General features: G+C 65.3%; 10 protein-coding genes. 7 read left to right on the top strand and 3 right to left on the bottom strand.

Features of this window, described 5'->3' with window-relative positions:
• Positions 1-14: 14 nt before the first annotated feature.
• Together D9R08_RS10320 and D9R08_RS10315 are read right to left on the bottom strand one after the other, a co-directional pair.
• Positions 15-824 carry a ferritin-like domain-containing protein gene (locus D9R08_RS10320; protein WP_121898002.1) on the bottom strand — a complete coding sequence of 270 codons (810 nt, stop codon included), beginning with the start codon at positions 822-824 and terminating at the stop codon, positions 15-17.
• A 23-nt stretch (positions 825-847) separates the two neighbouring features.
• Positions 848-1,309 (bottom strand): peroxiredoxin, encoded by a 462-nt coding sequence (locus tag D9R08_RS10315; RefSeq protein ID WP_121897958.1) that lies wholly within the window; start codon positions 1,307-1,309, stop codon positions 848-850.
• A gap of 122 nt (positions 1,310-1,431) precedes the next feature.
• Between D9R08_RS10315 and D9R08_RS10310 the strand changes: the two genes are divergently transcribed.
• The 6 genes from D9R08_RS10310 (at position 1,432) to lpdA (ending at position 10,141) form a co-directional block, all read left to right on the top strand.
• Complete coding sequence (locus tag D9R08_RS10310; protein WP_121897957.1) at positions 1,432-4,716, top strand: YhdP family protein; 3,285 nt, start codon at positions 1,432-1,434, stop codon at positions 4,714-4,716.
• Positions 4,713-5,768: a tRNA preQ1(34) S-adenosylmethionine ribosyltransferase-isomerase QueA gene (gene queA, locus D9R08_RS10305; protein ID WP_121897956.1), complete on the top strand. Its 1,056-nt coding sequence runs from the start codon at positions 4,713-4,715 to the stop codon at positions 5,766-5,768. Before D9R08_RS10310 ends, queA begins: the two co-directional genes overlap by 4 nt.
• A 56-nt stretch (positions 5,769-5,824) precedes the next feature.
• Positions 5,825-7,102 carry an MFS transporter gene (locus D9R08_RS10300; RefSeq protein ID WP_121897955.1) on the top strand — a complete coding sequence of 426 codons (1,278 nt, stop codon included), beginning with the start codon at positions 5,825-5,827 and terminating at the stop codon, positions 7,100-7,102.
• A gap of 41 nt (positions 7,103-7,143) precedes the next feature.
• On the top strand, positions 7,144-7,731 hold the full coding sequence (locus D9R08_RS10295; protein WP_121897954.1) for a DUF924 family protein: 588 nt from the start codon (positions 7,144-7,146) through the stop codon (positions 7,729-7,731).
• A 55-nt stretch (positions 7,732-7,786) separates the two neighbouring features.
• On the top strand, positions 7,787-8,653 hold the full coding sequence (locus tag D9R08_RS10290; protein WP_121897953.1) for an alpha/beta hydrolase family protein: 867 nt from the start codon (positions 7,787-7,789) through the stop codon (positions 8,651-8,653).
• 90 nt (positions 8,654-8,743) lie between these two features.
• Positions 8,744-10,141, top strand: coding sequence for a dihydrolipoyl dehydrogenase (lpdA, locus tag D9R08_RS10285; RefSeq protein WP_121897952.1), 1,398 nt, complete (start codon positions 8,744-8,746; stop codon positions 10,139-10,141).
• A gap of 73 nt (positions 10,142-10,214) precedes the next feature.
• Here lpdA and D9R08_RS10280 read toward each other — a convergent pair whose 3' ends face one another.
• Positions 10,215-12,452, bottom strand: a complete 2,238-nt coding sequence (locus D9R08_RS10280) for a VWA domain-containing protein (RefSeq protein WP_121897951.1) — start codon at positions 12,450-12,452, stop codon at positions 10,215-10,217.
• Positions 12,453-12,601: 149 nt separating this feature from the next.
• Between D9R08_RS10280 and D9R08_RS10275 the strand changes: the two genes are divergently transcribed.
• The gene (locus tag D9R08_RS10275) at positions 12,602-13,762 is read left to right on the top strand and encodes an MFS transporter (RefSeq protein ID WP_121897950.1); all 1,161 of its coding nucleotides are present in this window, start codon (positions 12,602-12,604) and stop codon (positions 13,760-13,762) included.
• Positions 13,763-13,765: the final 3 nt, after the last annotated feature.

Raw genomic sequence — 13,765 nt, 5'->3', positions numbered from 1 at the left:
CGATCTGGCGGCCTTCACCCGGCTTTCTCGGACAGCGGCCAGTAGAAATCGGGGGGAATCCCTGCCTCGGCGCGCTTCTCTTCGTTGAAGGGCGGTTTGAGCGCGCCGTGGAAGTAGCGCCGGACGAGGCGGTGGAAAGCCTCTTTCGGGTCGGTATCTTCACGCCCACACAGAAAGTGGAACCATTTGGAGCCATAGGCTACATGGTGTACCTCCTCGGCATAGATCACCTCCATCGCGGAAACGGCCTGCGCCGCGCCGGGGGCGTTGCCCGCGCGGCGGAAAACCTCGATCATGTTGGGCGTGACATCCAGCCCGCGCGCCTCCAGCACCATCGGGACGACGGCAAGCCGCCCCATGAAATCATCGGCCGTATCCTCTGCGGCGCGCCACATGCCCGCATGAGCGGAGAGCGCGCCGTAGAAGCTGCCCATCTCCGCCAGACAATCGGCGATCAGGTTGAAATGCTTGGACTCTTCATCGGCCGCTTGCACCCAGTCATCGTAGAATCCCATCGGCATGGGCACATGCGCAAACCGGGCAAGGATGTCCCAGTGCAGATCCACCGCATTCAGCTCGATATGGGCAACCGCATGGAGAATGGCGGTACGTCCCGCGAGCGTTCCGGGTTTGCGGCGGGGCACGTCGCGCGGGTCCAGCAGCGGCGGCTGCATCGGTCGCGCCGGCTGGTCGGGCGGGCAGGCGGCGCCAATTGGAATGGCGCGGCCAGCTTCCGCCCGCGAGGCCTTCCAGCGCTTTGCGAAGTCGCGGGAGAGCGCGGTTTTCGCGCGGGCATCCGCCGTGGTCAGAACCGCCACGGCCATCTCGGCAAGGCTGGCCGGCGTGCTCACAGCGCGCGCACGGCCTCCAGCACCGCATCCGCATGGCCCGGCACCTTCACCTTGCGCCAGATCCGGGCGATCTTGCCCTCGCCATCGATCAGGAACGTAGCGCGCTCGATACCCATGTATTTCTTGCCGTACATGTTCTTTTCGACCCATGTCCCGTAGCGTTCGCAGACATCGCCCTCCGCGTCGGACACAAGGGCGATGCCCAGGTCGTGCTTGGCAATGAACTTGTCATGCTTGGCGACGGTATCCTTGGAGATGCCGATAATCTTTGCCCCCGCGGCCTCGAACTCCGGGGCAAGCTCGGTGAAGGCGATCGCCTCCTTGGTGCAGCCGGACGTGTCGTCCTTGGGGTAGAAATAAAGCACCACCGCAGCGGGCCGCAGGGCGGAAAGGGTGATTTCGCCGTCTCCGTCGCGGGGCAGCGTGAAATCGGGGGCGGGAGCGCCGGTGTCGAGCATGTGAACCTCATCGAATTGTGACGGGCGGCTTGGCCGCGTTCGGTTTGCAAGCTAGGGGATTTGCGGCGAAGATAAAGGACAAGATCGACGCGCCGGGCAAATGCCCCTCAGACAGGCCACCCATGGCAGAGCAGCCAAAGGACGTAAGCCAGACCCCGCCCCGCCGATTGCGTCGGCGGATTCTTTGGTGGTGCAGTACGGTTCTGAGCCTGCTGGTGCTGGTTCCGGTGCTGATGCTGGTTGCCGTCATCTGGATGGCGATGGACAATGTCCTGCGCCTGCCCGACGGCGTTCAGACGATGATCGAGACGCGTCTCGACCGGGCGATGGCGGCCAATCGGGTCGAAATCGGCGACATCGGGCTGGCGCTGCGCGAGGGCGGGGTGACACCGCAGATCGTGCTGAGCGATGTGGTGCTCCGCGACGGCGACGACCTGCGGGCGCGGTTCCCGGAACTCTCGGTGCATCTGAACGGGCGCGCGTTGCTGCGCGGAGAGATGCGGCCCTATCGGGTAGACCTGACCGGTGCCGGCCTGCGCATGGTCCGCGATGCCGACGGGCGCCTGGATCTGGCCCTGACCGATGAGCGCCGCGCCGAGGCCCGCGATCTGACCGAGACGCTGGCCCGGATCGATGCGATGTTCGCGCAGCCGATCTTCGCCGAACTGCAGGAGATCAGCGGGCGCGGGCTGGAACTGATCCTGAACGATGCGGTGACGGGCCGCGAGATCCGGGCCCATGACGCCAACCTGCGCCTGGAGCGCAAGGGCGCCGCGCTGACCCTGATCATGGGCGGCCAGCTGGAGGGAAGCCGGAACGCGAGTCTGTCGCTTGCGGTAACCCGCAACCCCGAACTGGGGCGAACGGATATGCGCGCGCAGTTCCAGAATCTGGCGGCCCGGGACGTGGCCAGCGCCGCTCCCGCGCTTGCCTGGCTCGATTTGATGCGCGCGCCGATTTCAGGGGCGCTGACGACGCGGCTCAGAGATGACGGCACGGTTGGCGATTTGAGCGGCGCGCTGGATATCGGGGAAGGCCGTATCTCTCTGGGCGAGGGAGTGGCACCTCTGCCCTTCACAGCGCTCAGCGCCTATTTCGATTACGATGCGGCCGCCGCACGGCTGAGTTTCTCCGCGCTCGACGTGGATGCGCCCGCCTTACGGTTCCGGGCCACGGGCAATGCCGATCTTATGCAAGATGGCACCAGCTATGTCGGCCAGTTTCACTTCACCGGGATCGAAGCCGCGCCCGAGGGTGTTTTTGCCGCGCCTGTGCAGTTCGAAGGGGGCGCTATGGATATGCGGCTGTCCCTGTCGCCTTTCGTGCGCCTTGAACTGGGGCAGGCGGTGCTGTTCGACGGCGCCTTGCATCTGAGTGCTGAGGGCGAGATTGCGGCGCGCCCCGACGGGTTGAGCATGCGGATCGACGCGACGATCCCCGAAGTCGCGGCGACCGACGTGCTGCCCTACTGGCCGACCGGCGCGATCCCGAACACCCGGGGCTGGCTGGAGCGCAATCTGACCGGCGGCACGTTGCGCGATATCCGCTTCTCCCTCCGGCAGGAACCGGGGGAGAGACCGGCGCAGATGCTGCGTCTCGACTTCGAGCAGGCCACGATCCATGCCTTGCGCGAGATGCCTCCCATCGAGGGCGCGCGGGGCTATGTGTCGCTGACCGGCCCGCGATTTGTGATGTCGCTTAGCGCGGGCGGAGTGACAGGGCCATTGGGGGGATCGGTCGGGCTGGCGGGATCGACGATGGTGATCGAGGATGTGCGGGTGCGCGGCCCCGATACCACCTTCGACCTCCACGCCCGCGGGGAGCTGCGCGATGTGCTGAGCCTTCTGGAACTGCCGCCGGTGAACCTGTTTTCCGACGGTCGGCTCTCTGCGGAGACGCTGGCCACGGGGCGGGCCGATCTGCGCGGGCGGCTCACCGTGCCGCTGCGCCAACAGGTGCCGTTCGAGGAGATCGATTTCGAGGTTAGCGGCCGGCTGGCCGACATCCGCTCAGATACACTCGTGGCCGGGCGGGTGGTGAGCGCCGACAGCCTTGAGGTCGATGTTGTGCCGGACCGCGTCGCGATCAGTGGACGCGCGCGCCTCGACGGGATCGCGGCCACCGGGCGATGGACCCGCTCCCTTGGCCCCGGCGCCGATGGCCGCAGCCGGCTGGAGGGTACGGGCGTTCTGTCTCCGGACGGGTTGGCCGGCTTTGGTGTGGTGCTGCCCGACGGGCTTCTCACGGGATCGACGGGGGCTGATTTCGTTCTGGATCTCGGCGGGGAGGAGGGCCCGCCCGATCTGATTCTGTCGTCAGATCTCACCGGTCTTGGGCTGCGGCTTGACGCCTTGTCATGGCAAAAGCCGCAGGGTCAGGCCGGGCGGCTTGCCGCGACGGTGCGTCTTGGCCCCGCGCCCGGTGTCACCTCGCTGGAACTGGCCGCCACGGGTCTGGAGCTTCAGGGCGATATCCGCCTGCGTGAGGGTGGCGGGTTCGACCGGCTGACCGCCACGCGGTTCCGGCTGAACGATTGGCTCGATGTGACCGGCGCGTTGGTGGGCCGGGGGGAGGGGCGCGCGCCCTCGGTCGAGCTGACCGGCGGCAGCGTCGATCTGCGCCGGGTGCCGTCGGGCGGCGGGCGCGCGCGCGGCGGGGCGGGCAGCGGGCCCCTGACGGTGCGCCTGGACCGGTTGCAGATCAGCGATGGCATCGCGCTCAACTCGGTCGCGGCGGATCTGACTGCGGCGGGCGGTCTGTCAGGACAGTTCCGGGGAGAGGTCAACGGCGCGGTGCCGGTCAGCGGCACGCTAGTGACAACGGCGAACGGGGCGGCTGTGCGGCTGCGCTCGGATGATGGCGGGGCGGTCATGCGCGCGGCGGGCCTGTTCGAGAATGCATATGGCGGTGCGATGGAGCTTGTCATGCGACCGACGGGCCAGACCGGCGCCTATATCGGCCAGATCACGATCAACGGGCCGCGCCTGCGCAACGCGCCTGCGATGGCCGAGCTTCTGAACGCCGTTTCGATCGTGGGACTTCTGGAGCAACTGGGCGACACCGGCATCAATCTCGGCGAGGTGGAGGCGCGGTTCCGTCTCGATCCGCGGGCCATCGTCGTCGAACAGGGCACGGCGGTGGGGCCATCCATGGGCATCTCGATGGACGGGGTCTATGACATCGCCAACCGGCGCTTCGACATGCAGGGCGTCGTGTCCCCGCTTTACATGGTCAACGGCGTTCTGGGCGCGCTGTTCGCCCCTCGCCGCGAGGGGCTTTTCGGTGTCACTTACCGCTTGACCGGCACGCCGGAAAACACACGTGTAAACGTGAACCCGCTGTCGATTCTGACGCCGGGCATCTTCCGCGAGATCTTTCGCCGTCCGCCACCGGAGCTGAGCCAGTGAACCTGAACGATTTCGATTTCGACCTGCCGGAGGGCCGGATCGCAACCCGGCCCGCGCGGCCCAGATCGTCGGCGCGCCTGTTGCTGGCCGACGGCCCTACGACCGAGGACCGGCATGTCTATGATCTGCCCGACATCCTGCGTCCCGGCGACCGGCTGGTCCTGAATGACACCAAGGTCATCCCGGCGCGCCTGTCGGGGATCCGCTGGCGCGACACCGGCACGGAGATCGTGAAGGCCAAGGTCGAGGTCACTCTGCTGGAGCCGCAGGCCGATGGCAGCTGGTCGGCGCTGGCCAAGCCGCTGCGCAAGCTGGCGATCGGTGAGAAGGTGGTGTTCTCCGACAATCTGTCGGCCGAGGTGACGGCGCTGGAGGCCGGGTTGCACCTACGGTTCAACCTGAGCGGTACGGATTTCGACGCGGCGCTGAATGCGGCCGGCGCCATGCCGCTGCCGCCTTATATCGCGGGCAAACGGGCGGCGGATGCGCAGGACAAGCAGGATTATCAGACGATCTGGGCCCGCCGCTCCGGCGCGGTGGCAGCGCCCACCGCCAGCCTGCATTTCGACGAACCGTTGCTGGCCGCGCTGCGCGACAGGGGGGTCACGATGAGTTTCGTGACGCTTCATGTGGGCGCGGGCACCTTTCTTCCGGTCACCGTGGATGACGTGACCACGCACCGGATGCATGCGGAATGGGGCGAGATCACCGCCGAGGCCGCCGCCGAGATCACTGCGACACAAGCCGCCGGCGGCCGGATTATCCCGGTGGGCACCACCGCATTGCGGCTGATCGAAACCGCTGCGGGTGCCGATGGCTCCCTCACCGCGTGGCAGGGCGACACCGATATCTTCATCTACCCCGGCTACCGGTTCAAGATCACGCAGGCTCTGATGACCAATTTCCATCTGCCGAAATCGACCCTGATGATGCTGGTCTCCGCACTGATGGGCGCGGACCGGATCAAGGAGATCTACGCCCATGCCATTGAGCAGGAATACAGATTTTTCTCCTACGGGGACGCCTCGCTGCTGATTCCGTCGCAGACGTGACAGATCGTGACGAAATTGGATGACCTAACTGGCTTCAAACAGTTAGGGACGGCCCCATGATAGATGTTCTTCGCTCTTCCTGGGCCCTGCTGTTGGGCATGCTTCTGCTGATGGTCGGAAACGGCCTGCAGGGGACCCTTCTGGGCGTGCGCGGCGCCATCGAGGGGTTTTCGACGCTGGAGTTGTCGATCGTCATGTCCGCCTATTTCGCGGGCTTTCTGGGCGGCTCCCGCATGGCGCCGGACATGATCCGAAGGGTGGGGCATATCCGCGTCTTCGCGGCCCTGGGCTCGATGATCTCGGCGGCGCTGGTTCTGTTCCCGGTGCTGACCGATCCGATCAGCTGGACGGTGCTGCGCGTGATCATCGGGTTCTGTTTCTCCGCCGTGTACGTGACCGCAGAAAGCTGGCTGAACAACGCGGCCACCAACGAGACGCGGGGCAAGGCGCTGTCGATCTACATGGTGGTGCAGATGGCGGGCATCGTCTCCGCGCAGGGTCTGCTGGTTCTGGGCGATCCGTCCGGGTACACGCTTTTCATCGTGCTGTCGGTGCTCGTCTCGCTGAGCTTTGCGCCGATCCTGCTGTCGGTCACCCCGACGCCGGCCTTCGAGACCACCAAACCGATGAGCCTGCGCGAAGTCCTCGCCGTCTCTCCGCTTGGATGTGCGGGCATCTTCGTGATGGGGGGCGTCTATTCGGCGATGTTCGGCATGTCGGCGGTCTATGGCACCGAGGCCGGGCTTGGCCTTGGCCAGATCTCGATTTTCGTCGCGTCTTTCTATGTGGGCGGCCTGCTGCTGCAATACCCGATCGGGTGGATATCGGACCGGATGGACCGCCGCGTGCTGATCCTCGCGATCAGCGTTCTGGCCGCCGCGCTCGCCGTGGTCGCGGTGCTGGGCGGCGGCCTGTTCTGGCTGCTGCTAACGGCGGCATTCCTGTTCGGCGGTATGGCGAACCCGCTTTATGCGCTTCTGGTGGCCTATACGAACGACTTTCTGGAACATGAACAGATGGCGGCGGCCGGCGGCCGGCTGATTTTCATCAACGGGGTCGGCGCGATCTTCGGCCCCCTCGCGGTGGGTGCGATCATGGGGGCAATCGGGCCGTCGGGCTATTTCATCTATCTCGCCGTGCTCATGGCCACGCTTGCGGTCTATGCGGTCTATCGGATGACCGTGCGGCCCGCGCCGTCGTCGGACGAGACTGGCAGCTATGCCCCGGTGATGGCGACCACATCGCCGGTCGCCATGGAATGGGCGCAGGAGGCCTTCATCGAAGCTGCGCAGGAAGCCGAGGAGACGGAAGACAAGTCGCAGCCCGCCGTGTAAGGTGCTCCCAAGACCGCCAAAGGTCGTGAAGGAGGAGAGCGATGACAAACCCGCACCCGTCGGAGGAGGTTCTGGCCTTCTGGCTGACCGAGCGTTCGCCCGAGGATTGGTACAAGCAGGACGCGGCGCTGGATGAGGAGATCACCACGCGCTTCATGGATCTCTGGGAAAAGGGAGAGCGGGGCGAGTTGTCGGATTGGACGAGCCACCCGCAGAAGGCGCTGGCGCTCGTCATCCTGCTGGACCAGTTTCCGCGCAACATGTTCCGGGGGCAGGCCCGGGCCTTTGCCACCGATCTCAAGGCCAAATCCGCCGCCTGCTATTCGATCGAAAACGGCTGGGACATGCGCGCCGCCGAGCCGGAACGGCAGTTTTTCTACATGCCCTTCTGTCATTCCGAAATTCTGGCCGATCAGGATCACTGCGTGCGCCTGATGAAGGAGCGGATGCCGGAAACCGGGCAAAGCAACATCCTGCACGCCCGGGCCCATCGGGAGATTATCCGGACGTTCGGCCGCTTTCCGTTTCGCAACGAGGCGCTCGGTCGGCAGAGTTCTGTCGACGAACAGCGCTTTATGGAAGATGGCGGCTATGGCAAGGTTGTCAGCGAGTTGGAGGCTGCAGGCTGATCTGAGCCGATTGCGTGCCCTCCGACCGACCTGATTGAGAGGAAGGGACGGCGCGATGACACGGATCGGAACGGCTTTGGCCGCTGTGCTGGTGACGACAGGGGCGGCGATGGCCGAGGATGTGCGGCTGGACGTGGGCGGAGACAGCGTGATCGGCACCTACGAGGTGTCTGACGGGCCGGGGCCCGCAGTTCTGCTGCTGCACGGGTTCACCGGCACCCGCGACGAGCTTCCGGTGGAAGGCACGGAGGATTTCGTTTTCACCCGCTTCGCGCGGCAGCTTGCGGCCGCCGGAATGCCGAGCCTGCGGATCGATTTCCGCGGTTCGGGCGAGAGCCTGGAGATGCCCTGGGAAGAGACGACCTTTTCCACCCAGATCGAGGATGCGGTGGCGGCCGTCGACTGGATGGCCGCGCATCCCGATATCGGCGCCCGAGAAATTGCCGTGATCGGCTGGAGTCAGGGCGGGCTTGTCGCCGCCCATCTGGCTGCCGAGCGTCCGGATCTGGCCCGCGTCGTCTTGCTGAACCCGGTGACGGCACCGCGTGTCTCCTTCGGGGCACTTTTCGGACCCGAGGTGATGGAGGCCGGGCTGGCTGCGGCACCGGCCACGCCAGTGGGTTTCACCTTGCCCTGGGGCGCCGAGATGGAGCTGAACGGCGCCTTCTTTCACGAAATCCCTGACAGCGACCCGGTGGGCGCGATCGCGGATTACCCCGGCCCGGTGCTGGTGGTCGTGGGGGCCAATGACGACCTGATCACGCCGCAGCCCGCGATGGGGCAGTCGGTGCTGGATGCGCGCGGAAACGCGACCGACACGCTGGTGCTGATGGAGATGGATCATGTGTTCAATGTCTTCACCGGGCCCGATATGCTGGATCAGGTCATCGCCACGACAATCGCGTGGTTGTCGGGGGCATAACGCCGCGACAATACTGCGCCCCATGGATCAATTGCGACATACGGTCAGATAGTTTAATGCTGAACAAAATTTTCGCCAGGAGGGTCGCCCATGGCTGCCAAAAGCTTTGACATCGTTGTAATCGGGGCCGGACCGGGGGGCTATGTTGCCGCGATCCGCGCCAGTCAGCTTGGTCTGAACGTCGCCATCGTCGAACGGGAGCATATGGGTGGCATCTGCCTGAACTGGGGCTGTATCCCGACCAAGGCGATGTTGCGAAGTTCGGAGATTTTTCACCTGATGCAGCGGGCCAAGGAGTTCGGGCTGAAGGCCGACGGGATCGGCTACGATCTGGACGAGGTGGTCAAACGCTCGCGGAAGGTGGCCAAGCAGCTGAATTCCGGGGTCGGCCATCTGATGAAGAAGAACAAGATCACCGTTGTGATGGGCGACGCCACGATACCCGCCAAGGGCAAGGTCAGCGTCAAGACCGACAAAGGCACCGAGGAACTGGGCGCCAAGAACATCATCCTGGCGACAGGCGCCCGCGCCCGCGAACTGCCTGGGCTGGAGGCAGATGGCGACAGGGTCTGGACCTACAAGGCGGCATTGACCCCGAAACACATGCCCAGGAAGCTCCTGGTGATCGGCTCGGGTGCGATCGGGATCGAGTTTGCCAGCTTCTACAACACCCTTGGCGCCGACACGACCGTGGTGGAGGTGATGGACCGGATCCTGCCCGTGGAAGATGCCGAGATCAGCGCCTTTGCCAAGAAAAGCTTCGAGAAGCAGGGGATGAAGATTCTGCAAAAGGCCATGGTCAAGCAGCTTGATCGCGCCCGGGACAAGGTAACCGCGCATATCGAGATCGGTGGCAAGGTTGAGAAGCAGGAGTTCGACACGGTGATCTCCGCCGTGGGCATCGTCGGCAATGTCGAGGGACTCGGGCTGGAGGAGCTTGGCGTGAAGATCGACCGGACCCATGTGGTGACGGATGAATTCTGCCGCACGGGCGTGGAGGGGGTTTACGCCATCGGCGACATCGCAGGCGCGCCGTGGCTGGCACACAAGGCAAGCCATGAAGGCGTGATGGTGGCCGAACTGATCGCGGGCAAGAACAAGGTTCACCCAAGCAAACCCGAAAGCATTGCCGGGTGCACCTATTGCTACCCGCAGGTCGCCAGCGTCGGCTATACCGAGGCGAAGGCGAAGGAGCTTGGCTACGACGTCAAGGTCGGGCGTTTCCCCTTCATCGGCAACGGAAAGGCGATTGCCTTGGGCGAGGCGGAGGGGCTGGTGAAAACCGTGTTCGACGCCAAGACGGGCGAGCTTCTGGGCGCCCATATGATCGGCGCGGAGGTCACCGAACTGATCCAGGGTTACGTGGTGGGCCGCCAGCTGGAGACCACCGAGGAGGACCTGATGGAAACCATCTTCCCGCACCCCACGCTCAGCGAGATGATGCACGAGTCGGTGCTTGATGCCTATGACCGGGTCATCAACTTCTAGACCGCGGGACCGTAATCGGGACAAGGGGGCGGCGCCGCTGGTGGCCGCCCCCTTTCGTTCTCGGCTTGCCGGATCAGTCCACGATCAGAGGCCGGCTCGCCAGTTCGGTCCGGTCCTGCGACATGAAATAGCGGATCACATAGGCGCCCGGTTCATCGGGAACCTGTATCCTGAGGGGGGAACCATCGCGGGTGTAGGCGTAGCTCTCCCAGGCCGCGCTGCCGGTCGCATCCGCTCGCCCGATCCCGATGTAATCGTTGTGATAATCCGGCCCGGTCCATCCGATCTCGATGGTCGCGCCGGCTTCTGCGCGGTCCGGCGCCGTCAGGTTTGCTCCAACCGGGGTCACGTTCAGGACGCTGGTCGCTTGCGCGGCCCGGTCCTGATCGAGGAAATAGGTGATCGCGTAATCGCCGGGTTCCGTGGGCACGAGCAGTTGCAGAGGATTGCCCTCGCGAGTGTAGGTGTAGTTCTCCCACCGGTCCGAGCCGGTCGCCTCCGCGCGGCCGATCCCGATATAGTCGTTCTGGTTGTCGGGCCCGGTCCATCCGACCTCGATGGTCGATCCGGCGATGGCCGTGGCGGGCGCGGTGACGCCGGTTTCCAGCGCGGTGACGGTGATCGGGACAGAGGTCAGCGGGGTTCGGTCCTGATCGAGGAAATAGGTGATCGCGTAATCGCCGGGTTCCGTGGGCACGAGCAGTTGCAGAGGATTGCCCTCGCGGGTGTAGGTGTAGTTCTCCCATCGGTCCGAACCGGTCGCCTCCGCGCGGCCGATCCCGATATAGTCGTTGCGGTAATCCGGCCCGGTCCAGTCCACGTTGATCGTATCTCCGGCGCGCGCGGTTTCCGGTGCGATCAGAGTGGCCTCTACAGGGGTGACGGTGATCCGGGCCGCGCCGATCCGTTCGCGCCCGTCGGCCAGGAAATAACCGATCAGGTGCTCGCCCGGTTCGGGCGGCGCCAGCAGGCTGAGGGGGTTGCCGTCGCGCGTATAGGTGTAGTTGCGCCAGGCGTCGCTGCCAGTGGCGCCCTCCTGCCCGATCCCGATGTAGTCGTTGGGCATGTCCGGCCCGTTCCACCCGACCTCGATGGTCGATCCGGCAATGGCGGAGGCGGGGGCGACGATCGTGGCGGTCACTGCGGGTTCCTCGAACACCACGGTGATCTCGCGGGCCGCGTCGATGACGATGAACTGCACTTCTTGGCTGACCTCCTGCACGGTCCAGTAGGCCGATACGGTATAGGATCCGTTGGCCATATCGAAGATCAGCCCGTTACCTTCTTCGGTTTCGGCCGCGTCGTCGGGCACAGGGCGAATATCCCATAGAACGGGGTCCGTGATCAGCGGGCCATCCTCGCCACCGATCCGGGCGGTAAAGGTGACCCCATGGGTGGCTGGCGGAATGAAGGGCAGGAGGATGGTGACAGTTTGCGCCACGCCTTCCTCGACGGTGAAGCTCGCGCCGTGTTCGCTGTCCTGCGCCATGCGCAACACCTGCGTCCGATAGCTGCCGGGCGGAAGCTGCGCGGTGAGTGTCGGGGCCCGGGTCGGGTCGAGAACCTGGTTGCCGTCGGCGTCAAACAATGTCCACTCAAGGGGGGAGACCGGGGCCGACATGTCGGGTTCGACAAGCGCGCGCAGGGTGATCGGCGTCGCCACCGGGGCAGGGGCCACGGCGACCTGTTCGAGCGCCTGCGCCAGTTCCTCGGCATTGTCCGCGGTCAGGAACTGCCCGCCGGTGTTGTCCGCGATGCACTGCATCTGGGCTCGCGCTTCAGGGTCTGCCACGTCGAATCCGATCACATGGGCGGTGAAGGCGATGCCCGACGCCTCAAGCTCGGCAGCGATGGCGCACGGGTCGGCCTCGCAGGTTTCGATCCCGTCCGAGACAAGGATGACCGTGGCGGCGTTTTCCGTGTGCCGTAGCGCCCGGGCGGCTTCCACCACCGAGGCGGTCATCGGGGTGCGCCCGCGCGGGTTGATCGAATTGACCGCCTCAGCGATGGCCGCACGGGTGTCCAGACCCGGCGCGATCAGCGTTTCGATATCCGCGCAATCGCCACGAGTCCGGTGGCCATAGACAGTCAATCCTATGGCCTGCGAGACGGGAAGATCCTGCAGCATCCCGCCGATGACCTCGCGGGCGATGACGATCTTGTTGATGCCGTCAATCTGGCCCCACATGGAGCCGGAGGCATCGAGAACCAGAATGGCGGCGGGGGTTTCGTCGCCCTGCGCCCTGACCGCAGGTGCGGCGGGCAACAGGATGCAGACAGAGAGAAGCACGGCTGACAGAAGCTGGCGCATGGGGAAACTCCATATTCGATATCAAAAATGCAAATGCCGCGCCTGCCGCACGGCGTGAATATGCAGAGGATGCTAGGCCGCGCCGCTTCATTTGTGAAGTCTGCGATGGGGTGGTTGACCGTCCGGCGCCCCGCTGTCATGTCGCGGCAATGGAGCATCGGGTCAGGACGGATTGGGCGCAGGTTATTCTGCTTTGGGTGACCGGATTGTTTGCCGCGGCGCAATTCGGCAAGGTTTCCCTGATATTCGAAGCCCTTGGCGCGACCTATGACCGGCCCGAGCCGGTTCTGGCGCTCGTCGTCTCCGCCGTGGGTGTGGCGGGCATCTTTCTGGGTGCGGTTGCGGGCATGGGCGCGGGGCGGTTCGGCCCGAGGCCGGTCTTGCTGACCGCGCTGCTGACGGGCGGCGCCCTGTCAATGGCTCAAAGCCTTCTGCCGCCTTTTCCGGTGCTGATCGGATTGCGGCTGTTGGAAGGTGTCACGCATCTGGCGATCGTGGTTGCGGCGCCGGTGCTCATGGCGCGGATCAGCAGCCTGCGGGACCAGCCCATGGTGATGGCGCTATGGGCCAGCTTCTTCGGCGTGTCATTCGCGCTCAGCGCCCTTCTCCTTCCGGTGCTTGTCGGGATCGGGGGACTGGGGGCCGCCTGGATGCTGCATGGCCTGGCGTTCTGGGCGCTGGCCGCACTGGTCTGGCGGATGGTCGCGCCGATCGGCCCGTCTTCCACGCCATGGCCCGGCTTTGTCGCCGCCCACCGGGCGATCTATTCCGATCCGCACCGTCTGGCCCCCGCGCTCGGATTTTTCTGGCATACCTTGATTTTCGTGGCGTTGCTGACCTTTCTGGCCCCTTTCGTGGCGGGACATCTGCCGGTCCCGCTGGTGGCGAGCGTCCTGCCGCTCACGGCGCTTGGCGGCACGTTCCTGGCGGGCTGGCTGGCGCGGCGGTATTCGGTCTTCGTGATCCTGCGGGTGTCCTATATCACCACGGTGATTGGCATGGTGGGGCTCTTGCTGCTGCCCCAGATCGCGCAGCCGTGGCTCGCGTTTCTGACATTCGTCAGCATTGGCCTGGTGCCCGGCGCGAGCTTTGCGGCAATTCCGGCGCTCAACGACACGTCAGTGGCCCAGGCGGAGGCCAATGGCGCCCTGGCGCAGCTTGGAAATGTCGGTACATCCGCCGGCAGCCCGATTTTTGCGGCCGCCATGGCGGTGGGCGGTCTGGCCGGTCTGGTCGCAATCACGGTGGTGATCATGGCCGCCGGGCTCGTCTCGATCCTGTGGATAGGAGGCCGGGTTGCGCAGCGTTGACAA

The organism is Rhodophyticola porphyridii (assembly GCF_003688285.1).
In the GTDB taxonomy this organism is placed as follows: domain Bacteria; phylum Pseudomonadota; class Alphaproteobacteria; order Rhodobacterales; family Rhodobacteraceae; genus Rhodophyticola; species Rhodophyticola porphyridii.
The sequence above is the reverse complement of the archived record's forward strand: the minus strand, read 5'-3'. Positions and strand labels throughout refer to the sequence as shown.